The organism is Roseivivax halotolerans (assembly GCF_900115815.1).
Taxonomy (GTDB): domain Bacteria; phylum Pseudomonadota; class Alphaproteobacteria; order Rhodobacterales; family Rhodobacteraceae; genus Roseivivax; species Roseivivax halotolerans.
In genome coordinates this window covers 13,392-38,425 of the sequence record NZ_FOXV01000016.1, presented here as the reverse complement: position 1 = coordinate 38,425, position 25,034 = coordinate 13,392, and the positions used below count along the sequence as shown (strand labels likewise).

General features: G+C 63.6%; 27 protein-coding genes and 1 pseudogene. 10 read left to right on the top strand and 18 right to left on the bottom strand.

The features are described 5' to 3' along the window. Entirely contained in the window at window positions 1–984 is a 984-nt protein-coding gene (locus BM171_RS16695; protein WP_175497608.1) for a metallophosphoesterase family protein, read from the top strand. A gap of 338 nt (window positions 985–1,322) precedes the next feature. Here BM171_RS16695 and BM171_RS16690 read toward each other — a convergent pair whose 3' ends face one another. The 7 genes from BM171_RS16690 to BM171_RS16660 are packed head-to-tail and all read right to left on the bottom strand — an operon-like array spanning window position 1,323 to window position 7,007. Next, the gene (locus BM171_RS16690; protein ID WP_093015106.1) at window positions 1,323–2,612 is read right to left on the bottom strand and encodes an MSMEG_0569 family flavin-dependent oxidoreductase; all 1,290 of its coding nucleotides are present in this window, start codon (window positions 2,610–2,612) and stop codon (window positions 1,323–1,325) included. Continuing rightward, on the bottom strand, window positions 2,594–2,872 hold the full coding sequence (locus BM171_RS16685; protein ID WP_093015213.1) for an MSMEG_0570 family nitrogen starvation response protein: 279 nt from the start codon (window positions 2,870–2,872) through the stop codon (window positions 2,594–2,596). The genes BM171_RS16690 and BM171_RS16685 overlap by 19 nt, the downstream gene beginning before the upstream one ends. Next, window positions 2,865–3,845, bottom strand: a complete 981-nt coding sequence (locus BM171_RS16680) for a sll0787 family AIR synthase-like protein (RefSeq protein ID WP_093015211.1) — start codon at window positions 3,843–3,845, stop codon at window positions 2,865–2,867. The genes BM171_RS16685 and BM171_RS16680 overlap by 8 nt, the downstream gene beginning before the upstream one ends. Next, window positions 3,842–4,387, bottom strand: coding sequence for an MSMEG_0567/Sll0786 family nitrogen starvation N-acetyltransferase (locus tag BM171_RS16675; RefSeq protein WP_093015104.1), 546 nt, complete (start codon window positions 4,385–4,387; stop codon window positions 3,842–3,844). The genes BM171_RS16680 and BM171_RS16675 overlap by 4 nt, the downstream gene beginning before the upstream one ends. Then, on the bottom strand, window positions 4,384–5,502 hold the full coding sequence (locus BM171_RS16670) for an MSMEG_0568 family radical SAM protein (protein WP_093015102.1): 1,119 nt from the start codon (window positions 5,500–5,502) through the stop codon (window positions 4,384–4,386). The genes BM171_RS16675 and BM171_RS16670 overlap by 4 nt, the downstream gene beginning before the upstream one ends. 4 nt (window positions 5,503–5,506) lie before the next feature. Further along, window positions 5,507–6,472: a Nit6803 family nitrilase gene (locus BM171_RS16665; protein ID WP_093015100.1), complete on the bottom strand. Its 966-nt coding sequence runs from the start codon at window positions 6,470–6,472 to the stop codon at window positions 5,507–5,509. Between the two features lie 52 nt (window positions 6,473–6,524). After that, on the bottom strand, window positions 6,525–7,007 hold the full coding sequence (locus BM171_RS16660) for an MSMEG_0572/Sll0783 family nitrogen starvation response protein (RefSeq protein ID WP_093015098.1): 483 nt from the start codon (window positions 7,005–7,007) through the stop codon (window positions 6,525–6,527). 254 nt (window positions 7,008–7,261) lie between these two features. Here BM171_RS16660 and BM171_RS16655 point away from each other — a divergent pair, with 254 nt between their 5' ends. Beyond that, window positions 7,262–8,623: an aminotransferase-like domain-containing protein gene (locus BM171_RS16655; RefSeq protein WP_093015096.1), complete on the top strand. Its 1,362-nt coding sequence runs from the start codon at window positions 7,262–7,264 to the stop codon at window positions 8,621–8,623. Between the two features lie 83 nt (window positions 8,624–8,706). After that, a pseudogene (locus BM171_RS16650) lies at window positions 8,707–9,675 on the top strand (IS5 family transposase). Here BM171_RS16650 and BM171_RS19130 read toward each other — a convergent pair. Beyond that, window positions 9,633–10,262 (bottom strand): substrate-binding domain-containing protein, encoded by a 630-nt coding sequence (locus BM171_RS19130; RefSeq protein WP_245760312.1) that lies wholly within the window; start codon window positions 10,260–10,262, stop codon window positions 9,633–9,635. The pseudogene BM171_RS16650 and the gene BM171_RS19130 sit on opposite strands and share 43 nt — an antisense overlap. A 747-nt stretch (window positions 10,263–11,009) precedes the next feature. Between BM171_RS19130 and BM171_RS16640 the strand changes: the two genes are divergently transcribed. The 3 genes from BM171_RS16640 to dctP all read left to right on the top strand — a co-directional run bounded on the left by BM171_RS16640 (window position 11,010) and on the right by dctP (window position 13,991). Beyond that, a complete protein-coding gene (locus BM171_RS16640; protein ID WP_093015094.1) occupies window positions 11,010–11,504 on the top strand; it encodes a TRAP transporter small permease subunit in 495 nt (164 codons plus the stop codon). Next, on the top strand, window positions 11,501–12,823 hold the full coding sequence (locus BM171_RS16635) for a TRAP transporter large permease (protein ID WP_172974916.1): 1,323 nt from the start codon (window positions 11,501–11,503) through the stop codon (window positions 12,821–12,823). Before BM171_RS16640 ends, BM171_RS16635 begins: the two co-directional genes overlap by 4 nt. A 79-nt stretch (window positions 12,824–12,902) precedes the next feature. Beyond that, window positions 12,903–13,991, top strand: a complete 1,089-nt coding sequence (dctP, locus tag BM171_RS16630; RefSeq protein WP_093015090.1) for a TRAP transporter substrate-binding protein DctP — start codon at window positions 12,903–12,905, stop codon at window positions 13,989–13,991. A 164-nt stretch (window positions 13,992–14,155) separates the two neighbouring features. Here dctP and BM171_RS16625 read toward each other — a convergent pair whose 3' ends face one another. The 9 genes from BM171_RS16625 to BM171_RS16590 are packed head-to-tail and all read right to left on the bottom strand — an operon-like array spanning window position 14,156 to window position 21,181. Continuing rightward, window positions 14,156–14,824, bottom strand: a complete 669-nt coding sequence (locus tag BM171_RS16625; RefSeq protein ID WP_093015088.1) for an NnrU family protein — start codon at window positions 14,822–14,824, stop codon at window positions 14,156–14,158. A gap of 2 nt (window positions 14,825–14,826) precedes the next feature. Beyond that, window positions 14,827–16,014 (bottom strand): NnrS family protein, encoded by a 1,188-nt coding sequence (locus BM171_RS16620; RefSeq protein WP_093015086.1) that lies wholly within the window; start codon window positions 16,012–16,014, stop codon window positions 14,827–14,829. Beyond that, a complete protein-coding gene (locus tag BM171_RS16615; RefSeq protein ID WP_093015084.1) occupies window positions 16,014–16,268 on the bottom strand; it encodes a DUF6522 family protein in 255 nt (84 codons plus the stop codon). Before BM171_RS16615 ends, BM171_RS16620 begins: the two co-directional genes overlap by 1 nt. Further along, on the bottom strand, window positions 16,265–16,504 hold the full coding sequence (locus BM171_RS16610; protein ID WP_093015082.1) for an NnrT protein: 240 nt from the start codon (window positions 16,502–16,504) through the stop codon (window positions 16,265–16,267). Before BM171_RS16610 ends, BM171_RS16615 begins: the two co-directional genes overlap by 4 nt. Continuing rightward, window positions 16,501–16,677, bottom strand: coding sequence for a hypothetical protein (locus BM171_RS19025; protein ID WP_172974917.1), 177 nt, complete (start codon window positions 16,675–16,677; stop codon window positions 16,501–16,503). Before BM171_RS19025 ends, BM171_RS16610 begins: the two co-directional genes overlap by 4 nt. Before the next feature lies 1 nt (window position 16,678). Continuing rightward, window positions 16,679–18,562: a nitric oxide reductase activation protein NorD gene (locus tag BM171_RS16605; RefSeq protein WP_093015080.1), complete on the bottom strand. Its 1,884-nt coding sequence runs from the start codon at window positions 18,560–18,562 to the stop codon at window positions 16,679–16,681. 5 nt (window positions 18,563–18,567) lie between these two features. Further along, window positions 18,568–19,362 (bottom strand): CbbQ/NirQ/NorQ/GpvN family protein, encoded by a 795-nt coding sequence (locus BM171_RS16600; RefSeq protein WP_093015078.1) that lies wholly within the window; start codon window positions 19,360–19,362, stop codon window positions 18,568–18,570. Window positions 19,363–19,365: 3 nt separating this feature from the next. Next, entirely contained in the window at window positions 19,366–20,715 is a 1,350-nt protein-coding gene (locus tag BM171_RS16595; RefSeq protein ID WP_093015076.1) for a cbb3-type cytochrome c oxidase subunit I, read from the bottom strand. A gap of 13 nt (window positions 20,716–20,728) precedes the next feature. Further along, entirely contained in the window at window positions 20,729–21,181 is a 453-nt protein-coding gene (locus BM171_RS16590; protein WP_093015074.1) for a c-type cytochrome, read from the bottom strand. A gap of 121 nt (window positions 21,182–21,302) precedes the next feature. Here BM171_RS16590 and BM171_RS16585 point away from each other — a divergent pair, with 121 nt between their 5' ends. Continuing rightward, a complete protein-coding gene (locus BM171_RS16585) occupies window positions 21,303–21,515 on the top strand; it encodes a DUF1858 domain-containing protein (RefSeq protein WP_093015072.1) in 213 nt (70 codons plus the stop codon). A gap of 6 nt (window positions 21,516–21,521) precedes the next feature. On the opposite strand, the gene BM171_RS16580 is transcribed toward BM171_RS16585, so the two are convergent. Next, window positions 21,522–22,211, bottom strand: coding sequence for a Crp/Fnr family transcriptional regulator (locus BM171_RS16580; protein ID WP_093015208.1), 690 nt, complete (start codon window positions 22,209–22,211; stop codon window positions 21,522–21,524). Between the two features lie 174 nt (window positions 22,212–22,385). On the opposite strand from BM171_RS16580, the gene BM171_RS16575 reads away from it, so the two are divergent. From BM171_RS16575 to BM171_RS16565, 3 genes are read left to right on the top strand one after another with little or no spacing between them, the layout of a single operon-like run. Further along, entirely contained in the window at window positions 22,386–22,817 is a 432-nt protein-coding gene (locus BM171_RS16575; protein ID WP_093015070.1) for a pseudoazurin, read from the top strand. 51 nt (window positions 22,818–22,868) lie between these two features. After that, entirely contained in the window at window positions 22,869–24,086 is a 1,218-nt protein-coding gene (nirK, locus tag BM171_RS16570; protein ID WP_093015068.1) for a copper-containing nitrite reductase, read from the top strand. Between the two features lie 16 nt (window positions 24,087–24,102). After that, window positions 24,103–24,864, top strand: a complete 762-nt coding sequence (locus tag BM171_RS16565; protein ID WP_093015066.1) for a formylglycine-generating enzyme family protein — start codon at window positions 24,103–24,105, stop codon at window positions 24,862–24,864. Window positions 24,865–25,034: the final 170 nt, after the last annotated feature.

The window sequence follows — 25,034 nt, the reverse complement described above, 5'->3', positions numbered from 1 at the left end:
ATGAGCTTCGCCGCATCAGAGATCAGGTCGTCATTCCCCCCGGACATCCAGAGCCTCGGGCCGCAACCGGATCGCCTGCAGCCTTCGGAAGGCCCTCTTGAGCTGATTGCCGTTGGCGATCTCGCCGAATGTCCCCGGGGTCGCGGGCTCAAGGGTGTCCTTCCCGAAACTTCCAACCTTCTCGGTCTAAAAGCGGCGTTTCTGCCAAGGGAAGACAGCTCTGTCGAGACCGCGCGCTTGGCAGAGGCCTATACGGACGCCGCGTTCCTGGCCCTCGGCGACCTCGTATACCGTTCCGGTACGAATGCCGAGTTCGATCAGTGTTACGATCCGGTCTGGGGCAAGCTGCGCTACCGCACGTTCCCGGCGCCGGGAAACCACGAATACCGAACACACCGGGCGGATGGCTACTTCGATTATTGGAAGGGCCAGGCGGGCCAAGACCGCACGGGCTATTACGCGCTTCATCGGGGCGCTTGGCTGATCCTATCCCTGAACAGCGAGGTCCCCGCCGATCCGGCATCGGACCAGGGCAGATGGCTGGCAAAGACACTCGAGGAGGCAAGCGAGCGCTGTATCCTGGCCTTCTATCACAAGCCCGCGCATTCGATCAAAAGCCGCGGCGGCAGCGAAGCAGCTATCGCGTTGTTCCGGGCTCTTCAGCAGGCCGGGGCAACACTCGTTCTGAACGGGCACAACCATTTCTATGAACGCACCGCGCCTCTCGATGCAGAGGGGCGCAGAGACAATCATGCCGGAACGATCGAGTTCACGGTTGGTACGGGCGGCAAGACATCCCACTCCATCCCGCCGCGTGACACAACGGATGCCGCGATCTTCGAAACCCGGGGGCTGCTTCGGTTGATGCTTGGTGAGAGCGCTTTCACGTGGTCTTTCCTGTCGGCCACGGATGGAAGGCCGCTCGATGAGGGACGGGCAAGCTGCAATCCCGCGAGGCAGCTGACGCTTGTGAAGAATAGTTGATCCCTCGAGCCGGAGCCGTGGTCGGCTCAGGCTTTGAGACCGTCGTTTGAGACGACCGCGTTCGAGACATTCGTTGGCAACTTGCTATGGCCTCGCGCATCACGGGCAAGGTCCCGCCGTAGCTGCAGACCACTTCCCGCTTTTTCGAAGGACACTGGCCTTCAACTGATCTGCAGCATTCCGGGAACAGGATCGGCGGCTTTCAGACGTAGCGGACCTTGGTGCGCCAGGCAGCGAATGTCGGCTGTCCGCCCAAAAAGTCCAAATGTAGACCTGAGCGCAGATGATATCTCAAAACCATACCGAGCAATGGACGTTGGCAGATTTCGCGGCCCGTCTCAGCCGTAGCGCCGATCACGCCCGTGCTTGTCCAGACGCTCCGAGATCACCCCCGTGACATACTCGGCATCCTCGCCGACGCTCAGGAAGCGCCCGGAGCCCCAAGTATTCAGCCAGCTGAGCCCCAGGAAATAGACGCCCGGGTTCTCGCAGACACCGCGACGATGCACCGGGCGCCCGGTGGGATCGAGGCAGTCGAGCTGCAGCCAACTGTAATCTGGCCGGAACCCGATGCACCACAGGACAGAGGTGATGCCCTCCTCGGCGGCGTCGATCTCGGTGATCTCGGTCGCGGGGCGCCAGACCTTCTCAAAGGGCGGCTCCACTGGCGCGTCGATGCCTTCACGCGCGATGTAGGCGTCGATCATCTCGCGGATTCCGACATAGCTCTTGTCGGCGTCATCGAGGTTTTTCTCCAGATCGGGCGCGAAGGAGATCAGCGTGCCGTCCATGCCGGTGACCGAGCCATAAAGCGGCAATCCGTCTTTTGCGAAGCGGCGCAGGTCGATCTCGTGTCCGCCATCGCGGCCCGACATGTAGTGATTGGTCTTGGCCTCAGTCGCCTTGGGGTCGGGCGTCTGGTCGATGGTGATGTCGTAATAGCCCATCGCGTGCAGCCAGTCGGTCGCGTCGCGCCCCCGGTACTGGCGCGGACTGCGCGGCGCGGGGCCAACGGCGAGTGACACATCGCGGCCCGCGATGTGCAGATCCTCCATCAGCTGCACACCGGACTGGCCCGTGCCAACGACGAGACAGCGGCCCTCTGGGATGTCATTCGGGCCAGTGTAGTCGCGGGTATGAAGCTGGGTGATCGACGGATCGAGACCGGCCGCAAAGGGCGGCGTGATGGGGCGATCATAGCCGCCCGAAGCCACGATCACGTGATCGGCCGACCAGAGCCCACCATCGGTATCTACCTCGATGCGCCCCGCGGCATCGCGCGCGACGCGGGAGACGGTGACGCCCTCGCGCAGCGGCGCATCGAAACTCTCCGCGAAGGCCTCCACGTATTCCACGATTTCGTCTTTGAGCATGAAGCCGCCCGGATCATCGCCAGAATAAGGGAAGCCCGGCAAGCGACACTGCCAGTTCGGCGTGACGAGGCAGAAACTGTCCCAGCGCTGGTTTTTCCACGCATGAAAACGTGTGTTCCGCTCCAGAACCACGTGCTCGACGCCCGCTTGGCACAGATGCCACGAGGCCGACATCCCCGCCTGGCCTGCGCCGATGATGACGACGGGCAGATGGGTGCGGGCCTCGGGTGCCGCTGTCAGGTCATGGATAGGCATGTGATCGTCTCCTCGGGGGAATAGGCGGAGGCGCGGGACTTGATCCGCGCGGCCTGTGCATCGGCAGAGCTACAGCGGAAGCCGAATTTGGCCTCGACGCGCTGTGCGGCCCGGTCGAGGCCATCAATTGCGCGGTCCATGAAGTCTGCCAGCGAATAGGACTCACCCGCCTTCAGGTGCTCGCGGATCACCGTCGACGGCGAATAGCAGGTGTCCTCCGTCCCGTCGGGCCAGCGCAGACGAAAGGTCACTTCAGGCATCGATCGGCTCCTTTTGGATGGGGGCGAGGCCCAGATACCGCCGGGCCGCAAGGTCCCAGAGCGGTGCGCGGTCAGCTCCGTCGCACAAGGTCACCGCGCTGCCGGATGTGATGCGGCCGATCTCGGCAGCGGCGATGTTGCGTGCGGCGAAGCGCGCGCAGATCGCAGAGACATCCGCGGCCTTGGCTGCCAGAAGAAAGCCGAAGCTGGGGAAGGTGCGCATCCAGCGCGCGAGATCCGTACCTTCGGGACGCGGGATCACGGCGACATCGATGTCTATCCCGCAGCCTGAGCATTCGGCCAGCATCAGGGCAGTGCCCGCGATGCCACCCTGGCTGATATCTTTGCCCGCGTGGACGAGCCCGGCCTCGGCAAGCTCTGGCAGCAATTCGAGATCGCCGCGCAGGCGCTCAGCCGGCGTACCGAGGAACGCCGCGAAATTGTCGCTCTCGCCGGGGTAGCACCCGCGCAGATCGACCGCCGCGATCAGCACGTCGCCCGGCTCGGCGTCGAAGCTGGTAATCAGTGCCTGTGCGCGGCCCTGCATGGTTGCGGCGAGTTGCGCGCGGTCGGTGCGCAGGTTCGAATGGCCCCCAACGATAGGCACGCCATAGGTCGCGCTTGCCTCGGCCATGCCGCGCAGGATCTCTGCGGCCTGGTCCGGGCCCTGCGTCCAGAGTGCATTGGTCAGTGCCGTGGCGCGTCCGCCCATCGCCGCGATGTCCGACAGGTTCACCATGACCGCGCACCAGCCCGCGAACCAGGGCGCATCGGCCACGAATTCGTTCATGAAACCCTCGGTCGCGACCAGCTGCCAGCCGTCGCCGTCCGGCAGCGCGGCGGCATCGTCGCCGGGACGGCCCGGACTGTCCTGGCTCAGACCCAGCGCGCCGCAAACGACGTCGATGTCGCGCTTGCCGGTGACGTTGGGATGCGCGGCCAGATCTGCGGCAAGGGCAGCGACGTCGGTCATGCGGCGCGCCGACGCGTCAATGCCATCCAACCGCGCGCCGGGTCCTCGATCGCGGGATAGGCCGACAGGTCGGCGCGCATCTTCATGTGCGGGTGGCCGTGCAGATCCTGTGCGCCAAGCCCCTCCCAATCGAGCCTTTCGAACAGCGGCACGTTCTGCATCTGCACATAGGCGAGGAACAGTTTGGCTCCGCGCGCATGGGCGGTGCCGACAGCCAATCGGATCAGCTCGGCGCCGAGCCGCCCGACACGCCGGTAGCCCGGCGCCACGGCAAGGCGCGAGCCCCACCAGACCTCCGGATCGGCTTCGTGGATACGCACCGTGCCCACGACCTCGTCGGCCTCGGTTGCGATGGTGGAGATGGCCACCAGCGGCAGCGCGATCTTGTCGATCTCGTCACGGTCGTGATCGGCGAAGATACCCTGTTCGGACACGAAGGTGCGGTGCCGAAGCGACGCTGCCCCGCCAATTTCCCAAGGTTGCGTCGCCTGGCGGATCAGGAATTCAGGTGTGACGAAGGCTTTGGGCTTTTCGATGATCATGCGAGCGCTTTCTCTTTCGGCGCGAATTTCTCGAAGGCCGAGAGCGCGGAACAGGCGCCGCAGCGTCCACAACCGGCCTTTATATCCTCAGCGCTCATCCCGGCCTTGCGGATCATGGCGGCCAAGGGTGGCAGGACGCTGTGCATGAACGCCGGGGTCGGCGCGGCGTGGCTTTCCAGTGGTGTGCCAGAGACGGGGACGAACGGCACGACGAAGGGATAGACGCCAATCGCCGTCAGCCGTTCGGACATCTCCAGGATCGCTTCCGGCGTATCGCCCAGACCCGCGAGGATATAGGTCGAGACCTGGCCCCAACCGAAGACGTCGACGGCGGCGGCGAAACTGTCGAAGTATTTCTCCAGCGGGACCTGCGCCTTACCGGGCATGATCTCGGCGCGCAGCTCGGGCGTGACGACCTCGAGATGCATGCCGAGACTGTCGATCCCGGCATCCTTCATGCGCCGGTGCCAGGCATCGTCCTCGGGCGGCTCGCATTGCGCCTGAAGCGGCAGGTCGACGGCGGCGCGGATTGCCTCGGCGCTATCTGCGAGCACCTGCGCGCCGCGGTCCTTGCCCGCAGGGGTTCCGGTGGTCATGACCATGTGCTTCACGCCATCGAGTTTGACGGCAGCCGCCGCAACCTCGGCCAGCTGTGCGGGGGTCTTGTGGGCGATGGTCCGCCCGGCCGCGAGACTTTGGCCGATGGCGCAAAATTTGCAGGTCTTCTTGCGGCTCTCGTACCGGATGCAGGTCTGCAGCACGGTCGTGGCCAGAACGTCTTTCGCATGCAGCTGTGCGATATGGCCGTAGGGGATGCCATCCGCAGTGGCGAGATCCAGGAAGCTCGCGCGTTTTGGAAAGCTGATCTCAGCGAAAAACGTACCGTCCCGCGTGACGCGCGCGCGTCCCTCGGCATCGGGTGCGTCGACGATATAGGGGCTGTCGAAAGCGGCATGGGTGTGGACAGGGATCATCACGGTCAGCCCGTCGATGGTGACCGCCTTGTGGTCGGTTGGGCCCGCACCGCCGCGGCGACTGTCTGCGCCTGCGCGCGGGTCGATCATCCGCATGCCGCGGGTTTGCAGGTCGGTGATGACGGAGCCGGTATCTGGCATTGGGTCAGTCCTCCAGCGGGATGGATGGGAAGGGCACCTCGGGCGCGGTCAAGTGGCGCGTCTCCACGGGTGACGGGTCGTGGCGCAGCGCCAGAAGCTCGGGCCTCGCGTAGTGGCCGACGGAGTCCATCATGCGCTTGCGCTTGGTCACCAGCGCCATGTCGAGGTCGGCATAAAGGATGCCTTCGCCCTCGGTCAGGGGCGGCACAGCATGGCGGCCTTCGGGTGTGATGATGCAGGTCATGCATCCACCGCGCAGGCCCTTTTGGAGGGCGGCATCGTCGGTGACCGAGGCGATCTGATCCTCGGTCAGCCATCCGGTGGCGTTTACGACAAAGCAGCCAGCCTCCAGCGCGTGGTGGCGCATGGTGACCTCGATCTGTTCGGCGAAAATCGGGCCGACAAGACTTCCGGGGAACTGCGCGGCGTGGATTTCCTCGTGCTGTGTCATCAGCGCATAGCGGGCAAGCGGGTTGTAATGCTCCCAGCAGGCCAGCGCGCCGAGACGACCGACACGCGTGTCGACCACCTTCAGGCCGGAGCCGTCTCCCTGCCCCCAGACCATTCGTTCATGGTAGGTCGGCGTGATCTTGCGCCGTTTGAGCCTCAGAGTGCCATCGGCGTCGAGGATCAGCTGTGTGTTGTACAGCGACCCGTGGTCCCGCTCGTTGATGCCCAGAACGGCGACGACGCCGTGATGGGCGCAGCGTTGCGCGACGCGGCGCGTCTCATCCGAGGGAACGGTTACCGCCTGCTCGTATAGCGCAAGGTGCGGTTTGCCCTGCTGGACGGGCGGCAGCACGAACGAGAAATATGGATAATAGGGGACGAAGGTTTCGGGAAAGACGACAAGATCGGCGCCGTTGCCCGCAGCCTCGTCGATGGCGTCGAGCACCCGTGCGAGGGTCTTGTCACGACTGGTCAGATCGGGTGCGATCTGGACGGCGGCCGCCTTGACGATACGGGACATGAAACCTCCGGGGATTGGGGCCGGGGCCTGTCGCGGCCCCGGCAGGCCGCGATTAGACCGTCCAGGTATCGACGATCACGGCGTTGTCGCGCACATGGATCAGCTTGAGATCGAGCACGTCCTGCGGCGCGATCGGAATGATTCCCTCCAGCAGCGACGGCTCGCCATGGCCGTAAAGCGCCTGCAGCGCGAAACGGCAGGCATAGACCTTGCCGCCTTCGGACATGAACTTCTTGAGGTTGTCGGCGAAGTTCTGGTGACCCGGGAAAGCCGCATCGCCGAGTGTCGGGAAACCGCGCTGGATGCCGAGCGTGACACCGGGGCCATAAAGCAGGATCGAGGTCTCGTAGCCCTTCCGGTTGAGTCGGATCGCGTTGAGGATATTCACCAGGCCGATCGAGCCCTCAAAGGCGACGGTGTGGAAGGTCACGAGGGCCTTCTGGCCTTCTTCGGCCTTAACGTCCTCGAATACCTTGTCTTCGTAATCGACGAAGAAATCTCCGTCCTTGTGCTTTTCCATGGTGACTGCAGGCATGCGCTTCCTCCGATTGCCGTTTCGCTGGGATGATTTCGTGAGGTCACCCTGCGCAACGCAAATGATGCAATCAAATTGCAGTTCATTTATGCATACAATTTTGTCAGCAGTCCTAGTATTAGCGCCTATTTGGTGGCAGGTTAACGCGATTTAGTTGCAAAATTTGGCAGTTTTTGAAGTTTTCATCGCAGGTCGATCAGAATTATCCATACAAAGTGCTTCAATCTGGCACGAATCGATTGTAATCAGATGACATGCAAGACTGGTCCCCAATACTGCGCCGCGGAGGCGCTGCGCGTTACCTGCAACTGGCTGATGCGATCGCCGAAGGGATAGCCGACGGCACGCTGTCGCGCGGGGACCGGCTGCCGCCACAGCGGCGCCTGGCGGAGCGTCTCGGCATCGATTTCACCACAGTCTCACGCGGCTATGCGGAGGCGCAGCGGCGCGGCCTGATCGATAGTCATGTGGGGCGTGGGACCTTCGTGGCTCAATCGCCCGCGGATACGCGACAACGCGAATTGCGCAGGCAGGCCGATATCGACCTGACAATGAACTTACCGCCAGAGCCCGAAGATCCGCTGCTGCTCGCGCGGATGCAGGATGGTCTGCAGACAGTCTCGGCCAACCTTATCGATCTTCTACGCTACCAATCGGCAACCGGCGGGCAGATCGACAAGGAGGCCGCGTCCTCATGGTTGTCGCTCCGTGGTCTTGTCCCTTCGCTCGACCGCATCGCGGTCACGCCGGGCGCGCATCCGACCATTCTGGCGATCCTGACCGGGCTGGCACGGACGGGGGACACTTTGCTCTGCGAGGACGTGACCTATCCCGGATTTCGTGGGATCGCCGGACGGCTCGGTCTGCGGCTTGTGGGGCTACCGGGAGATGCCGAGGGCATCGATCCGGACGCGCTTGATATCGCGATCGTCCAGCATGGAGCCAAAGCGCTTTATCTCAACCCGACGCTGCAGAATCCCACGACGCGCACGATCTCGCTGGCGCGGCGCGAGCGCATCGCCGAGGTGATCATCGCGCACAAGCTGCCGTTGATCGAGGACGACGCCTACGGCTTCATTCCGCCGCATCCGCCTGCGCCGCTCGCGAGTTTCGCTCCGGATCTGGTTTGGCACATCGGGGGCCTCGCCAAATGCATTGGCGCTGGCCTGCGCCTGGCCTATACAGTTGCGCCCAACAGCCTGGCGGCGCGCGAGTTGGCACACCAGTTACGGCTGGTCTCGGTCATGCCGTCGCCGCTGATGATGGCGCTGGCCACGCACTGGATCACCGACGGCACCGCCGACCGGATACGCCGCTTTATCCGAGAGGAGACGCTGGCGCGGCAGGCCATCGCATCGCAGGTGCTGGCCCAATTGGAGTACGAATCCGAGCCTCACGCCTTCAATATCTGGCTTCGCCTGCGTGAGGGGATTAGTCGAGCGGATGTCATTGGCCGAATGGCGGGCACCGGCGTTGGGATTATGCCCTCCGATGCCTTCACCGTCAGCGGGGAGCCGTCCGAGAGTTTGCGTGTGTGCCTGGGTGGTCAGATTTCGCGCACCGAGCTTCGGGATGCTTTGGGATTGCTGGCATATCTGACCACGAATAGATTCTGAGGCGCGATACCCAGCCGATTGGCTTTGTTGCGCAAATATCGAAGGGGATTCATCTCGTGAATCCAGCGTGGTAGCCGGTCTGCATGAGCAGACCCATCCCGCCGAGCGACAAGACCAAGAACTGGCCGGCCTACAACGAAGCGCTGAAGCAACGTGGCTCCCTGACCATCTGGTTCGACCCGGATATGGCGTGGGTGCCGCCGCCCACCGGCAAGCGAGGCCGACAGCCGCAGTATAGCGATGCCGCGATCCAGACGTGCCTGACGATGAAGGTGCTTTTCGGCATGGCGCTCCGCCAGACGGCTGGTTTCGTGGAGAACCTTCTGCGGCTCGTTGGCCTCGACTGGACGGTGCCGGATTTCAGCACGCTGAGCAGGCGCCGGGAAACCCTGGTCGTGAGCATTCCCTACCGCGGCTCGCAGGGCCCACTGAACCTGCTGATCCCCTCTCGTGACATCACTGCGTGATGCACTGCCGGGCAGTGGACAAGCACCGGCATCAAGGCAGAAGGCGAAGGCGAGTGGCACGCGCGAAAGCATGGCGGTGCGAAACGTCGTCTATGGCGCAAGATCCACATCGGTGTCGATGAACAGACGCTGGAGATCCGAGCCATCGAGATCACCGGAAGCAACGTCGGGGACGCGCCCATGCTGCCCGAGTTGCTCAACCAGATCCCCGCCGACGTGGAGATCGGCTCGGTCACTGCGGATGGTGCTTACGACACGCGCAAGTGCCACGACGCCGACCGAGGTGCCAACGCCGTCATACCACCGCGAAAGAATGCCAAGCCCTGGAAACCGTCGACCGCGGGCGCCATCGCGCGGAACGAGGCCCTTCGCGCCTCGAAATACCTCGGTCGCGCGATCTGGCGAAAATGGAGCGGTTTCCACCGACGAAGCCGCGCCGAGACGAAGATGCATTGCGTAAAGCTGCTGCGGCAGAGCCTCATGGCACGCGACTTCGATCGCCAGGTCGCCGAACTCCAGATCCGCGCCGCCGTCCTGAACGGCTACACCGCGCTCGGCATACCTGTCACCGAGCCCGTGGGATAAGTCCGTCCGGGGAAATGGGAAGTCTCGGCTTCAACCTCTTTGCGAAACAAAGCCCGCTCACCCGCGTCGATGGTCTGGACCCGGTCGGCCAGGGCGCGCAGCGTGCGGAGCGCTACCTCGATCTCGCGCACCTCGTCCTGGTGAATGACCGCGTCGAAGACATCTTCGATCAGGGCATCGCGCGAGCATTTTGTGAGTTCGTGAACCACGACCGAAGGGCGGCGCTTGGCGGGCAGCGTGGAGATCGCGCGCGCCACGCCGCGATTGCCGGCGCCGAAGCTGTAAATGCCGACGATATCGGGATCGGCAGCGAGAGCCTCGGTCAGCCTTTCGGCGACGATGTCCTGATCGTCGAGCCCTTCTATCACGGTCGACAAGCTCTGGTCGGGAAACTCCTCGCGCATGACCTGCTCGAAGCCTAGCGTTCGCTCGACATGGTCTCGCACCAGCATCGAACCCGCGACGAGCGCTATCCGCCCGCTGCGCCAGCGGCAAAACCGGCCGAGCAGGCTGGCCGCCGTGCGCCCCGCCTGCACGTTGTCGATACCGACAAAATGCTGCCGCGCCGAAGAGGGCAGGTCGGACACCAGGGTGACAACCGCACTGCCGCGGTCGCGAAGATCCAGAACCGCGAAGCTCTGCCGCAAGCGCCTGTGCATCGAAGGCCGGAACAGTCGAGACATCGATGACCGTGGCTTCGCGTGCCGCGTTCGTCATGCGCTCGCGCACACGCGCTTCGAGGCCGCGCATGAAGGCGTTCGGTCCCGAAGGCAGGATGAAGCGGATGCGATAGAGACGGCGGCGAGACAGGTTGGCCGCGGCAAGGTTGCGTTCGTAGCCAAGCTGGAGCATCGCTTCGGCAACACGCGCCTGCGTGGACTTGCGGACGCCGTCGCGGTCGTTCAGCACCCGGTCAACGGTCAACGGTCAACGGTCAACGGTCAACGGTCAACGGTCAACGGTCGACAGGCTGACACCTGCCTCGCGCGCCACGTCATGTATCGTTGGTCGGTTCACCGCATATGCCTTCACGAGTTTTCTGACGTACGTTAATCGGCAAGCGTCACGATGGCATCTTCCTATCCTCGGGGTCCGGAGTGGACTGGCGGAGAGTGGACACAGACCTGCCCGTATCGCGAAGTGGCGGCGGGCTCGGGACGCATTCAGGAGCAAATCATCCAGCCTCATGATTCTGCAAAAGCGGTCTTGAGGTTATGCATGCAGAAGCGCTCGCTCCGCCGGTTGCACTTCGACCTCATGCCAACCAAGGTGCGGCTCAATACTGGTGGGGTGCGACATCCAGCCGGTCACGACACGGGTTTTGGGAGGAGCCAATGGTCATCCGCGCCATCGACGGGCTGAACGAGATCGTCGGGAGGATTGTCGCGGTGGTCGCGGTCGTCTTCGCCGCGATCATCATCTACGACGTGGTGATGCGTTATGCCTTCAACGAACCCACCCGCTGGGCCTTCGACGTCTCGAAGCAATTGTACGGGTTCTATTTCATCTTGCTGGGCGGATACGCGCTGCGCCATCGAGCGCATGTGAACGTTGATCTCGTGATTGAAAAACTCGGCCCGGGCGCGCTCAAAGTGGTTGAGGTCGCAGGCTACGCCATCTTCTTCTTTCCATTCGCCTGGGTCTTCCTGACGCGTTCGTGGGAATTCGCCATGCGGTCCTGGACCCAGGGCGAGACCACCTACGGTGCGATCCAGATGCCGGTCTATCCGCTGAAAATGGCGATGTGCGTCGCCGCCGGGCTTCTGCTGCTGCAGGGCGTCTCGGAGGTTCTCAAGATCATCCTCAACCATCGCGAGGACCAGGCATGAGCCCCGAACCTCTAGCACTCTGCATGTTCGGCCTGCTTCTGTTGGGCCTGTTCATGGGGCATCCGCTGGCGTTCGTCCTTGGCGGGACCGCCGTTCTCGGCGCGATCCTCGCGGGCAAGACGATGGTGCTGGGCATCGTCATCAACCGCATCTTCGGCGACGTCCTGGACAATTACACGCTGATCGCGATCCCTCTTTTCGTGCTGATGGCTCGGTTCCTGTCGGATTCCGGCGTCACCGACCGGATGTTCGAGGCGCTGCGCTTGCTGCTCAGCCGGGTCCGTGGCGGTCTCGCGCTGGCGGTCGTGTTCATCTCGATCCTGCTGGCGGCGACCACCGGCATCATCGGTGCGTCGATAACCGTGATGGGCGTGATGGCGCTGCGCCCGATGCTGCAATACGGCTACGCACCGACGCTGACGACGGGAGTCATCGCTGCTTCGGGGTGTCTCGGCATCCTGATCCCACCGTCGATCATGCTCATCCTGATGGCGAGCTACTCCCCGCTATCGGTGGGTGAGCTCTTCGCGGGCTCGATGATTCCCGGCGTGCTTCTGGGGCTCGCATACGCGCTCTATGTCTACGTGATCTCCGTACTCCGCCCCGACCTGGCTCCGGCGGTCGAGCCGGATGAGAAGATCAGTCGCGGTGCGCTCTTGCGGATGCTGGCCCTCGAGGCGCTCCCGCCGCTGGTGCTGATCTTCGGCATCCTCGGATCGCTCCTCGCCGGCATCGCCACCGCGACCGAGGCATCGGCCATCGGCGCCGTGCTGGCGCTTCTCATCGTGATCCTGCGCGGTCGCTTCACCTTATCGACCTTCTACGGTGCGATGCTCGAGACCGGGCGAACGTCGGCCATGATCCTGTTCATCGTTCTGGGAGCGACGGCCTTTACCGGTGTGTTCAACATAACCGGCGGCCTGCGCGCGACGCAGGATATCATTCGCTCGCTCGACATGGAGCCCTGGATGCTGCTGACCATGATGATGGCCATCGTCTTCGTCCTGGGCGCATTCCTCGATTGGACCGGTATCGTGCTGCTGTCTTTCCCGATCTTCCTGCCGATCGTGCAGGAGATGGAAGGCGTGAGCCTTCTGTGGTTCGTCGTCCTGATGGCGGTCGTGCTGCAAACCTCTTTCCTGACGCCACCATTCGGATACGCGCTGTTCTATCTGAGGTCTATCGCGCCACGTGAGGTCAGGACAGGTCACATCATCCGGGGCGTCCTGCCGTTCATCGCGATCATCGTCGTGATGTGCTTTCTCGTGGCGTTCTTCCCTCAACTCGTCACCTGGTTGCCGTCCGCGCTCTACAGCTGAGGCAACCCTTGATGTCCCGGCCAGCGGTGTCGGGGCGTTCGTTCCAACCAAAAACCGTTCTTCTAGGAGGAGACTGAAGATGACGACTAAGGCACTCGCATTGGGCACGGCGCTCGTGGCCGTGACGGCCGCGCCGGCCCTGTCCCAGGAAAGCTGGACGATGACCACGACCTGGCCGTCTTCGCTCGAACTGATCGAGACGGATCGCCACTTCGTCGAACTCGCCAATGCACTGACCGGCGACGAGCTCCAGATCGAGTTCTTCGAGGGCGGCTCGCTGGTCCCCGCGGGCGAAGTCTTCGGCGCTGTCGAGTCCGGGACCGTGCAAGCCGGTGGCGACTGGCCGGGATATTGGGCGGGCCGCGACTCCGCGTTCTCGCCGCTCGCGACGACGCCGGCTCTGTTCAACGCGGTCGACTACGTCAACTGGATCCAGCAATGGGGCGGGGCGGAGCTTTACGACGAGATCTACGGCCAGTTTGGCATGGTCTATCTGCCCTATGGCGTAACCAACAACGAATCCGGCTTCCGCACCACGGACGAGCCCATCCGCACCCTCGAGGATCTTCAGGGCAAGCGTCTGCGCCTGTCCGGTCTCGAGCAGGGGCGCCTGCTTGAACGTCTGGGCGGCAACCAGGTCTCGATGGCCGGTGGCGAGATCTACCAGTCACTTGAGCGCGGAGTCATCGACGGGGCGGAATTCTCGACGCCTAACGTCGATTTCTCGGCCGGCTTCCAGCAGGTCACTGATTACTGGGCGACGCCCGGCTGGCACCAGTCGGCTTCGGTCTTCGGTGTGATGATCAACCAGCAATCCTGGGACGCGCTGTCCGAAGAGACGCAGAACAAGCTGGAGATCGCGGCTGAAGCCACGCTGCTGTGGTCGCTGGCCTTCACGGAAAAGCGCGCGACCGAGGCCTATGCCAAGTTTGAGGAAGAGGTCGAGATCAACCGCTACGACGACGAGACGCTCGAGCAGGTTCAGCAGATGGCCAACGAGGTGATCGTCGAGACCGCGTGCGAAAACCCGAACTCGGCGAAGGTTTATCTCAGCATGATCGAGTATCTGGACGACTACGCCAAATGGCGTGACGCGTCGGCGCCGTACAACCTCGGCCGTACGCCCAATGGCCCGGATGCCGAGGCCCTGCGCGAATGCGCTGGCTGATCGACACCGATCCTGAATAAAGACTTGGTGCCCGCCTTTTTGGCGGGCACCTGGCAACCTCTCGATTTGCGTGAAGGCGCCTCGCGGCGAGCGACGACCCTTCCGTTCGATGAGACGCACTGATCCCCACCCTCCGGCAGCGCGACCGTCCGCTTCCAGAGACATCACACCGCCGGCACGCCGATCACATGAGGATGGGCCAGGAGGAGCGCGGCGAACACGGCGATACCAAGCATCAGCCGCAGGATCAGTAACAACCACGACCGAGGCGCGTGGAAACGTGCGCCGGCCTTGCGTGTCGTATCGAGGGTCTCCCAGTTCGACGCGCCCATCACGGCTCGCTTGCGCCGGTCGATCATGGCCCGGCCGACAATCGCGAAACTGCCCAGCACGCCGAACAGGATCACAAACGAAAGATCGCCGTTGGGCAGCAGGTGGACACCCGCCCAGATCGCAAGCGCCAGAAGAACGGGGTGCCGTGTCCAGCCCACGATGCCGGAGCGCGCGGGATCGAACCTGTCGTTTCGCGCCCCGCCAAAGGAAAACGGGTTTGGCCGTGCGATGCTCAGCGCGAGTATCACGCATACCGCCAGCATCCCCAGATGCGCCGCGTGGCGGTGCCAGCTCAACTGCGGCCAGAGCTGCACATGAGGAGCCTCTCCCGCAGCCCAGACCAGGATCGCGAGCATCCCGACCGAAAGGACCGAATAACCAGCGCCGAAGCCGCGTTCACCGATCCTGTCGACAAGGCGCGCCTTGACCGGCGGTCGCACGGGGATCGAGTGCGTCAGGAAAAAGACCGCGAATACGGCGGCGAAGCCTGCCCATCCCATCCTTATTTCTCCGGTCTTGGACGCAGAAGAGCAGGGCCGTAGACAAGTGCGAAGCCTGCGAATGCGGCCAGCCAGAGCGCCCCTGAAAGATGCGTCAGGCCCGAATGAACACTGCCGAGGTAGCGGCTCAGGACCGAGCAGAAGATACAGAAGTAGATCGCTACGGTCGCCCGGTTCGCGGTGAGTGACTGACCCGTATGGCCAAGGGTGGCGCGGGTCATCACGGCGAGCGTCATCGCGCCGATGGCCCCGGCCATCCAGAGGTGCTGCGCCCCGGCGGTGCCGCGAGTGCCGAAGATTTGCTCAAGCCCGATCGCAAGAGCACCCAATGGAATGAACAGGTAGGCTGCGTGCAAAACCCAGAGGAGGGGCTCGCGCCACGTGTGTAGGGGTGTCCAGCGAGCCTGTCGGGCAAGATGAAGGCCGCCGAATGCAATCAGCGCCGCTGCGGATTGCATGTCGCGAGGCCCCGCGACCCAGAGCATCAGGAGGGCGATGCTCGCCAACAGAATGGCCCTGTCGAAACGCTGCATCGGCGGCACGGGACGCACAGGATCGTTTTCCTTCGCCAGCCAGTTTCGGGTGAAGGACGGGATGATCCGTCCGCCGATCACCGCGATCATCATGATGCCGGTCGCGAGGCCGAGACGCAGCCCAAGCCCTTGCGCGGCGTAAGTCCCCGTAAGGGCCTCGATATGGAAAATGCCATTGGCCAGCACGAAGACGGCAAGGAGGCCGAGGACAATCAGATTGCGCCAGTTCCGGCCCGCCACGATCTCGCGCAGGATCAGGCCGCCGAGAAAGAGCGGAAAGGCCAGATCGAGGGCAGGGGCGACCGCTTCGGGAAGATGGCTCGAAACCAGCACCGCGACACGGCCCGCGACCCACAGAGCGAAGAGCGCCGCCAAGCGCCATCCTGCTATCGGCAAGCGACCGGTCCAGTTGGGCACCGCTGTCAGCAGAAACCCTGCCAGAACCGCGCCGAGATATCCGAAGAGGAATTCATGCGCGTGCCAGGACACCGGGTCGAATCGCGTCGGCAGAGCAAGCGCGCCGGGCAAGGCAGGCAACCACAAAGCCATCGCGAGAGCGACCCAGAGCGCGCCGAAAAGGAAGAAGGGCCTGAAGCCGAAGCTGAAGAGCGCCGGTCCATGCCAAACCGGCATGTGTTCCGCTGATGTATCGGCCATCATCGTGATCCTGTTCTGGTGCGCGTGGTCTTGAGCACTGTGCCGTCCTCGGAGCAGGTCAGGCGCACGCGCATGTCATCGTGAAAGAAGGTGAGCCGGATCTTACCGGCGTCGTCGCCCTCGCCCGTCTCCAGCCGGGTCTTGATACGGCCGTCACGCATTCGGTCGCGGACCTGGGCGGGTGTCAGTTCCAGAAGCCCTGCGAGATCGGCGGCGTCGATGGTGGGCTGGCCCGTTTGCATGTCGATCTTCATATCGGCTCCTGTCTGTCGGCCAAGTTCATGAGGTGGCGGATATGGCGGGCGAAATACCACGTTGCCGGTGCGCCGATCACGCAGCCCAGGGCCAGCGACGCGGCCGTGGATGCGACCGGCCCGCCGACCCAGCTGAAGATCAGCGAGGCGAAAAAGACGTTCACCGCTGCTGCCCCGGCCCCGAACGGATAGAGCGCCAGCGCGATGCGCCGGGTGGACCACCCCTGCCGGGTCATCTTCGCGACACCAGTTTTTGCACGGCGATCATGGACACGACGAGCGCAATGCAAGCCATCGCGTACCAGAATTCCGCGGTGGCTGACTGGGCTTGCGGGATGGGCCGGTCGAAGCTCTCGGCAAGGGCGGGCGAGGCGAAGAGCGCGGCGAAGGGAAGGATAAGTCTGCGCATGTCAGGTCTCCTGTGTCAGGGTCCGGTAGATGTCGGGCAAGGCCCGGGTCAGGCGTTCGGGATCGGGCAGAAGGGTGAAGCCGCCGCGTCCGAAGATGCGTGCGAACCAACCCTGCCCGTCCTCGTCGATGATGATGCCGTGCAAGCTTTGTCCTGCACTTCGAGCTTCGCGCACGGCCATGTGGCTGTCCTCGATACCGTGCTGGCCCTCGTAATGGTCAAGGTCGTTGGGTTTGCCGTCGGTCAGTACGAGCAGGAGTTTTCGGGCACTCGGCTGCTCCGACAAACCTGCGCTGACATGGCGGATCGCGGCGCCGAGGCGCGTATAGTGGCCGGGGCTTAGCGCTCCGATATTGGCGGTGATCTCGGGCGACATGGGGGCGTCGAAATCCTTGCAGCGCGTCAGGAACACACGGTCCCTTCGCAGCGAGGAGAAACCCCAGATGCCAAGACGGTCGCCTGCCGCATCGATGCCCCCGGCCAGCGCCGCCATTGCCTCCCGCGCCACCTCTATGACCGAAGTGTCGCCGATGGCTGCCTCGGTAGAGCGGGATGTGTCGATCAGGAACGCCACCGACAGGTCGCGCTCGGTCTGGCGGGCCGATTGCCAGATGCGATCCGAGCCGCGCCCGGTGGCGGCCACGTCCGCGCGGGCCGTCAGCAGGGCGTCGAGGTCAAGCTCGGAGCCGTCGATCTGCCGCGGTTGCAGGATCCGGCGCGGGCGTAGCGCCTCGAACTGGCGGCGGACCTCGCGCAGGCGGCGGGCGTCAGGCACGAATGCCGTACCGCCGGGGCGCGCGGGCGCGTCCAGCACGCGGCAATGGCCGGTCATGTAGCTTCGGCTGCGGTGGTTCCACTCGGGATAGGTATATTTCCCGGACAGCGCCTCGTGATCGGCGTCGGCGGGCGACAGGTCGAGATGCAGGCGCAGGCGGGTCGCGGCCTTGCGATCCTGTTTCGACAGGGTGATCCGGTCCTGGTCGTCGGCGGCCTTCTGGGCGTTCTCGTCGTCGTCATCATCGACGCTGCGGTTGATGTTCATCGACTCGACCCAGGACAGGATCGACTCGAACCGGTGGATGATGAAGCTGTCCTTGCGGTTCTGCTGATCCTGATCCTTGCGTTCACCCGACTTGCGGCTGGTCTGTGCGGTATTGGGCGGAGGCGCGGCAGGATCAGCCTGCTCCTGGCCCGCCGGTGCGCCGCAACCGGGGTCGGCAAAGCGCAGCCAAATTGGCACCGGTGCTGCGGGAATGTAGCCGCGTGGGGCTTGGGCAGGCGCAAGCGTGGGTTTCGCCCCGCAAAGCTGGTCGAGAATGGCGGCTTCCATGGACGCCTCCTCGGCAGGCCGGATGACCTTTGGACGTGTCTCGGCGCAGTGTAGAGCCATCTTTGCATAGCGTTGTCGCAGCCCGGGACAGGCGGCATAGGCTGCGTCCGCTGCCGCCATGTTGGCGCGGATCTGGGCGCAGTCGAGCGCGGGTCCGTCCACGGCGAAGTCGAACGCGGCGATGTCGGAGCAGGCCGCCAGCGCCGTCAGCCAGAAATAGGCAGCACGATTCAGCGCGGGTTCCGGAAAGGCGGCGATGACGGGCGGCAGGGCCAGGCGTTCCCCGTCGAAACGCGCGACCCATTCGTGGTCCCGCTCGGCCCCGAGCCTGCGCCGCAGGGGCCGGCGGTGGCGCACCAGCGTCGCGGCAGCTTCGGAGAGTTCCACCCCCGGCGCCCCGCCCAGCGAGCGGAAGAGCATGGCAAGGCTGGGTCGGAGCGGGGCGAGCGTAACGCTGGCCTGCGGGTAGCTGACCTCGGCCCCGATCCGGCTGGCCATGTCGTGCCAGAGGTTGCCGACGGTCTCTTCGGGTTCCATGAGATCGAGAAAGTGCATCGCGCTTACCCGTAGATCGTCTCGACGAGGTCGCGCAGCGCCTGCTGCACGTCCGGCTCGTCGCTGAGAGGTTCGATGACGGCGGCCTCGAGCGCCTGAATGACGCCCATGCCCCCCGCCATCAGGGTCGCGGCATAGATCAGCAGGCGGGTCGAGACGCCTTCCTCCAGGTCCATGCCCGACAGTCGCCGGATATGCCCCGCGAGCCGCACCAGCGGCGCGACGCGTCCCGGCTCCAGCCGGCTTTCGGCGGCGACCACGGCGATCTCGGTTTCCGCATCCGGAAAGTCGAAGGAGATCGAGAGGAACCGTTGCCGGGTAGAGGGTTTCAGCCGCTTGAGCACGTTCTGGTAGCCCGGATTGTAGGAAGCCACGAGCATGAAGCCCGCAGGCGCCACAAGTTCTTCGCCGGTGCGGTCGATCATCAGGGTGCGGCGCGTGTCCGTCAGAGGGTGCAGGACCACGGTGACGTCCTTGCGCGCCTCGACCACCTCGTCGAGATAGCAGATCCCGCCCTCGCGCACGGCGCGGGTCAGGGGGCCGTCAACCCAGACCGTCTCGCCGCCCTTGAGCAGGTAGCGCCCGATCAGGTCCGCGGCCGACAGGTCGTCATGGCAGGCCACGGTATAAAGCGGCTTGCCCAGCCGGGCCGCCATATGTTCGACGAAACGGGTTTTGCCGCAGCCGGTCGGCCCCTTCAGAAGAAGGGGCAAACCGTTGTCATGGGCCGTCTCAAAGAGGTCGCATTCGCGGCCAGTGGGCTGATAGAACGGCAGTGTGGACTTGCTTTCCATGTTCATGGCTCACTCTCCCGGAACAGGGTTTGCAGGGCCGGGGGTGATGACCTCTTTGCGGCGCACGACCAGCATCGAGTAGATGAATAGGAGTGCCCCGATCACCACGGCGGCCCCGGCGCCGAAGCGCATCAGGTAGAAGACCGAGAGGCTGTCCTGCACGTCCATGTAATAGTCGCCCACCACGCGCTGCATATGCGTCTGGATGGTGCCGGCGAAGGTCAGCACGAAGGTCATGAAGGCCATGCCCCCGGTCATCAGCCAGAAGCTCGCCATGTTAAGCACCTGGTTATAGGGCTCGCGTTGGCGCAGCATCGGCATGGCGTAGCTGAAGACCGCAAGGTTCAGGGCCACGTATGCGCCGTAGAAGGCAAGGTGCCCGTGGGCCGCGGTGATCTGTGTGCCATGGCTGTAGAAGTTCACCCCGTGCAGCGTGTGCAAAAAGCCCCAGACGCCAGCGCCGAAGAACGCAACCGTGGAGGACCCCAGCGACCAGAGCAGGGCGGCCTTGTTTGGGTGGGTCTTGCGGCCTTTCCACACCATGACGAAGGCGAAGGACATCATCAGGAAGAACGGTATCACCTCGAAGGTCGAGAATATCGAGCCGACCCACTGCCAGTATCCCGGCAGACCGATCCAGTAGAAGTGGTGCCCGGTGCCGAGAATGCCCGAGAAGAGCGCGGTGGCGACGATGACGTAGAGCCATTTCTCGACGACTTCGCGGTCGACGCCGGTCAGCTTCAAGAGTAGGAAGGCCAGGATCGCGGCCATCACCAGTTCCCAGGTCGCTTCGACCCAGAGGTGCACGACGAACCACCAGTACATCTTGTCGAGGCTGAGATTGTCGGGGTTGATGAAGGCGAAGACCCAGAGCAAGGACAGAAGCCACAGGCCCATGAGCAACACGTTGGTGATCGCCGTTCTCTTTCCCGACAGAACGGTCATCGAGACGTTGAGCAGGAAGATGAGCGCAGCAACGAGAATGCCGAACTTGACCCAGAGGGGCTGTTCGAGAAACTCGCGGCCGCCATGGATGCCGACGAGGTAGGATCCAACCGCGCCGAGCGTGCCCACGAGCAGGATGACAAGCTGAAGATAGGCCAGTTTCGGAGACCAGATCTCGCGCTCGGCTTCTTCGGGCACGAGGAAGTAGGCTGCCGCGAAAAAGCCCAGCAGCAGCCAGACGATCAGCGCGTTCGTATGGATCATCCGGATCACGTTGAAGGGCAGCAATTCGGACAGGAAATTGGGCGAGACATAGACCCAGCCCGCAAGCAGCCCCCCGGCCACCTGGATGCCGAAAAGGGCCAGCGCGGCCAGGATATACCAGTACGCCACTTTCTGAGATTGGTATTTCATCTGCTTCGCCTCCTTATCCAGCGTCGTTGGGCGGCCAGCCCTGGGTGTCTGTCTGATCTGCCCAGCGAAGGAATTCCGACAGGGCACGAATGTCTTCATCGGTCAGTTCGTAGCGGGGCATCTGGCGACGTCCTTCGAGTCCGCTCGGCTGGCTTTCGATCCAGCCCTTGAGCATCCAGAACGCGTCGTCGGGACTGTCCTGCACCCCCCAGCGGGTCGTGACGTTGCCAAGTTCCGGGGCGAAATAAGCACCTTCGCCGTGCAGGCTGTGGCAGTTGATGCAGGAATGTTCCTCCCACACATGCTTGCCGTGTCGCACCTCTTCGCTGAGGGGCATTCCTGCGGTCGAGGTTTGCACCACGTAGCGGTGCGAGTGGACGGTCATCCCGACGAAGACCACGACGAAGAAGATCGAGCCCCCGTAGAAGATGTTTCGCGCCCGGGATTTCGTGAGAATTTCAGCCATGTTCGGGCCTCCTTGAAAGCGGGATGCCCTGTCGTAGCGGCACGTCCGAGGCCGAAGTTTGTGCCAGCGCAAAGTTCGCCGCGATTGGTCGGTTAGGCTGGAAGCGGAAAGGAGACATCTCATGGCCCGCCTCCGTCTGGACGACCCCGATCTGCCTCTGGCCGACCTGATGAGAGCGTGGCCGCAGACCATCCCCGTTTTTGTGCGTCACAAGATGCTGTGTGTCGGATGCCTCATCAGCCCGCTTCACACAGTGACCGACGCCTGTGCTGAGTACCACCTGAACGAGGAAGACTTCCTGGCGGAACTCAGGCAGGCGGCAGAGCTGGGCTAGCTGTGCTTACTTTTGGCTGAGAACCACCATCGCGTGGGGATCGCGCACAACGATGCGCTTGCGGCGGCTTTCCACCAGCCCTTGCCTTTCCCATCCACTGAGCAGGCGGCTGACCGTATGCAGGGTGGTCGCGGTCAGCTCCGACAGGTCCTGTCGCGTGATCGGAAAATCGATCTCGATTCCGTTTTCGACCCTGCGGCCCGTCTGGTTGACCAGGCGCAGAAGCGCGTTGGCGACACGCTGTTCGACTTGCTGGGTGGCCATTTCCACGATTTTGTTCTGCACTTCGCCGAGCCGCTGGCCGAGTGTCTTGTAGCTTTCGGTGGCAAAGCCGTCGAATTCCGCGACAAAGCTATCCCACAGGTGCATCGGCCAGCTGAGCGCAAGCGATTCCGACGCGGTCATCGCCGTCGCGGGATATGTATCGCGTCCAATAGCGCGGGCGATGCCCATCAATTGGCCCGGCGGGATGTGCAGTGCCGTGACCTGTTCGCCAGTGGGTGTGATGCGCACGACGCGAACATACCCGTCCAATAGCATGTAAAAGCGATCAGCCGGGTGCCCCTCTTCAAAGATTGCGATGCCCGCGTCGTAGCGGCGCGATGACGCCTGATCCAGAATCGTTCGGATCTGTCGTTTCTCGAGGCGCGAGAAGGGCGGCAGGTGCGACAGCAGGCTCTCGTCGAGCCGCGGCAGGGTCTTGCGCGAAGGGAAAGCGTCCATGGCGAGGGTTTTGTCACATTCCGGTTCACTCAACCAATACGAAGTTCTCACGTCATCGGGCAGAAGTTTGCGCCAGAGCAAAAAGCACCTGACACGGACACGGTATCTTTCAGTCAACCCAAACAGCGATCTGAAAGGAAGAGACCGATGATCCGCACACTGGCAACCGGCCTGGCATTCGCGGCCCTGATGGGGGGCGCCGCCTTCGCCGAAACATTTGAAGTCAAGATGCTCAACAAGGGCAGCGATGGCGAACGCATGGTCTTCGAGCCAGCCTTCGTCCAAGCCGCGGCAGGCGACACCATCAAGTTCATCGCGACCGACAAGGGGCACAACGCGGAGACCGTCGAGGGCATGATCCCCGAGAGCGCAGCGGGCTTCCAGGGCAAGATCAACGAGGAACTGGAGATCACCCTCGACACCGAAGGCGTCTATGCCGTGGCCTGCAAGCCGCACTACGCCATGGGCATGGTGATGACCATCGCCGTCGGCGACGTCGATGCGCCGGAAGGCTTCCTCGAAGGCCGTGTGCCGGCGAAGGCCAAGGCCCGTTTCGAAGATCAACTCAGCAACATGTAACGCACGGGGCCGGGCGGGTTCTCCGCCGCACTCGTGCCCCAGGAGAAAGACATGACACAGATCAACAATCCCGGCCTGACGCAAACGAGCCGCCGCAACGTGTTGCGGGGAACGGTCCTGGCCGGCGCTGCCGCCATGACCGGAGTGAGCGCAGCCTTCGCCCGCCAACCCCGTTTGCCGCTGAAGGCCGACGCGGTGTCGCGCAACCTGCACAAGGCTGCCGCCGAGCAGAATGCGGGCAGCACCGCGAAACCCGCCGACCTGTCAAGCTATGTCCGCGTCAAGCAAGAGCTCGTCGCCCCGCCCTTCGCCCCGGTCCACGAACAGGTCGCGACGGGCGCCCCAAAGATCATCGAGGTCACCCTGGTGACCGAAGAACGGCTGATGGTCGTGGACGAAGACACCGGGGCCAGCGTCTGGGCCTTGACGTACAATGGCTCCGTGCCCGGCCCGCTGATCATTTGCCACGAGGGCGACATGGTCGAGCTGACCCTCCGCAACCCCGCGGACTCGATGATGGAGCACAATATCGACTTCCACGCCTCAACAGGTGCGCTGGGCGGCGGTGGCCTGACCCATGTCTATCCGGGCGAGGAATGCGTGCTGCGCTGGAAGGCGACGAAGCCCGGATGCTTCACCTATCATTGTGCACCCGGCGGCGCGATGATCCCGTACCACGTGACCCACGGCATGAATGGTGCGGTCATGGTGCTGCCGCGCGACGGGCTGAAGGACGCGCAGGGCAACCCGCTGCGCTACGACAGCATCGCCTATATCGGCGAGCAGGACTACTACCTTCCGATCGATGAGAACGGCGACTTCAAAAGCTACGACGCCGCTGGCGACGACTACGCCGACAGTCTCGAAGCGATGCGCGGCCTCGTGCCGACGCACCAGGTGTTCAACGGCGCAGTCGGTGCCCTCACGGGCGCGAACGCCCTCAAGGCCAAGGTCGGCGAGACCGTCCTGATGGTCCACAATTCATGCAACGTGGACAGCCGTCCGCACCTGATCGGCGGGCACGGAGACTATGTCTGGGAAAGCTCGTTCAGCGACACGCCACTGACAGGGATGGAGACATGGTTCGTCCGCGGCGGCAGCGCGGCGGCGGCGATGTATACGTTCGAGCAGCCCGGCGTCTACGCCTACGTGAACCATAACCTGATCATCGGCGCGATGCTGGGAGCGACCGCACACTTCGTCGTCGAGGGCGAGTGGGACAACACCCTGATGGAACAGGTCGCGGAACCACGACCCTTTGAAAGCTGAGGATAGGAGCGGAACCATGACCGCCGCGTTGACCGTGAAGCCTGGCCTGAAGGTGACCCTTCTACTGGTTTCGCTGTTGCTCATCGCGGCGGTTGTTCTCGGCATCGCGCTGACCCGGCGCGGTGCCGAATACGACCCGGCGCAACTGCCGGAGATGGCAGCAACCCCGGTCACGCTGTCTACCGGAGCAAAGATCTACGTCCAGAAGTACGAGGTCAGCGTAGCCGAATGGAACACCTGCCACGAGGAAGGTGCCTGCACCCTGCGCCTGCGGGTCCGGTCGGACCAAGACGCACGGCTGACGCCTGCGACGAGCTTGAGCTACGTCGATGTCGGCGAATACCTTGACTGGATCAATGGGGTAACCGGCATGACTTTCCGGCTGCCCACCTTAGGCGAGTGGACCGAGATGGCGGCATCCGTGCTGCCGGAGGAAGCTGACCCGATCTTCACCGATCCTTCCCTCACCTGGGCGTCTACCTATCTGACTGAAGGTTCGACGCCTCGTGCGCTGAAGCCACGGGGCAGCTTCTCGCTCTCCCCCGAAGGCATCGCCGATCTTGACGGAAGCGTTTGGGAGTGGACAGGGGAGTGCTTTCCCAGCGCATCGGACAACGCAGATCCGGCACGCTGCCCGGCCTTTTACGTCGCGGGCGAACATGTTGCCGCGATGTCCTACCTTATCCGCGACCCCGCTCGCGGGGGATGCGCCGTCGGATCGCCACCAGCGCATCTCGGCATGCGTCTCGTCAGTGAAACAGCAATCCCAGAGCCGTGATGGGGCCTCTCGAAGCGCTCGTTGCCTTTTCTGCTGAAGGCCAAAGCGTCCCGACCGCCACCGGCCAGCGGTGGGAGGTTGCCGAATCTATGCGCCCCAATCCCAAGCGTTTCCCTGCGACCACATGTTTCGCTTTTGTCGGCTTCGACGACATAAATGGCCAGATTTCG

Bases quoted from the DNA above. Each gene is read 5' to 3' on its own strand.
- BM171_RS16685 (WP_093015213.1), bottom strand. From the start codon at position 2,872: ATGCCTGAAGTGACCTTTCGTCTGCGCTGGCCCGACGGGACGGAGGAC.
- BM171_RS16660 (WP_093015098.1), bottom strand. From the start codon at position 7,007: ATGCCTGCAGTCACCATGGAAAAGCACAAGGACGGAGATTTCTTCGTC.
- BM171_RS16600 (WP_093015078.1), bottom strand. From the start codon at position 19,362: ATGAACATGGAAAGCAAGTCCACACTGCCGTTCTATCAGCCCACTGGC.
- BM171_RS16610 (WP_093015082.1), bottom strand. From the start codon at position 16,504: ATGACCCGGCAGGGGTGGTCCACCCGGCGCATCGCGCTGGCGCTCTAT.
- BM171_RS16625 (WP_093015088.1), bottom strand. From the start codon at position 14,824: ATGGGATGGGCAGGCTTCGCCGCCGTATTCGCGGTCTTTTTCCTGACG.
- dctP (WP_093015090.1), top strand. From the start codon at position 12,903: ATGACGACTAAGGCACTCGCATTGGGCACGGCGCTCGTGGCCGTGACG.
- BM171_RS16590 (WP_093015074.1), bottom strand. From the start codon at position 21,181: ATGGCTGAAATTCTCACGAAATCCCGGGCGCGAAACATCTTCTACGGG.
- BM171_RS16595 (WP_093015076.1), bottom strand. From the start codon at position 20,715: ATGAAATACCAATCTCAGAAAGTGGCGTACTGGTATATCCTGGCCGCG.
- BM171_RS16640 (WP_093015094.1), top strand. From the start codon at position 11,010: ATGGTCATCCGCGCCATCGACGGGCTGAACGAGATCGTCGGGAGGATT.
- BM171_RS16615 (WP_093015084.1), bottom strand. From the start codon at position 16,268: ATGAAGATCGACATGCAAACGGGCCAGCCCACCATCGACGCCGCCGAT.
- BM171_RS16655 (WP_093015096.1), top strand. From the start codon at position 7,262: ATGCAAGACTGGTCCCCAATACTGCGCCGCGGAGGCGCTGCGCGTTAC.
- BM171_RS16675 (WP_093015104.1), bottom strand. From the start codon at position 4,387: ATGATCATCGAAAAGCCCAAAGCCTTCGTCACACCTGAATTCCTGATC.
- BM171_RS19025 (WP_172974917.1), bottom strand. From the start codon at position 16,677: ATGCGCAGACTTATCCTTCCCTTCGCCGCGCTCTTCGCCTCGCCCGCC.
- nirK (WP_093015068.1), top strand. From the start codon at position 22,869: ATGACACAGATCAACAATCCCGGCCTGACGCAAACGAGCCGCCGCAAC.
- BM171_RS16665 (WP_093015100.1), bottom strand. From the start codon at position 6,472: ATGTCCCGTATCGTCAAGGCGGCCGCCGTCCAGATCGCACCCGATCTG.
- BM171_RS16620 (WP_093015086.1), bottom strand. From the start codon at position 16,014: ATGGCCGATACATCAGCGGAACACATGCCGGTTTGGCATGGACCGGCG.
- BM171_RS16565 (WP_093015066.1), top strand. From the start codon at position 24,103: ATGACCGCCGCGTTGACCGTGAAGCCTGGCCTGAAGGTGACCCTTCTA.
- BM171_RS16605 (WP_093015080.1), bottom strand. From the start codon at position 18,562: ATGCACTTTCTCGATCTCATGGAACCCGAAGAGACCGTCGGCAACCTC.
- BM171_RS16695 (WP_175497608.1), top strand. From the start codon at position 1: ATGAGCTTCGCCGCATCAGAGATCAGGTCGTCATTCCCCCCGGACATC.
- BM171_RS16670 (WP_093015102.1), bottom strand. From the start codon at position 5,502: ATGCCAGATACCGGCTCCGTCATCACCGACCTGCAAACCCGCGGCATG.
- BM171_RS16680 (WP_093015211.1), bottom strand. From the start codon at position 3,845: ATGACCGACGTCGCTGCCCTTGCCGCAGATCTGGCCGCGCATCCCAAC.
- BM171_RS16585 (WP_093015072.1), top strand. From the start codon at position 21,303: ATGGCCCGCCTCCGTCTGGACGACCCCGATCTGCCTCTGGCCGACCTG.
- BM171_RS16690 (WP_093015106.1), bottom strand. From the start codon at position 2,612: ATGCCTATCCATGACCTGACAGCGGCACCCGAGGCCCGCACCCATCTG.
- BM171_RS16635 (WP_172974916.1), top strand. From the start codon at position 11,501: ATGAGCCCCGAACCTCTAGCACTCTGCATGTTCGGCCTGCTTCTGTTG.
- BM171_RS16575 (WP_093015070.1), top strand. From the start codon at position 22,386: ATGATCCGCACACTGGCAACCGGCCTGGCATTCGCGGCCCTGATGGGG.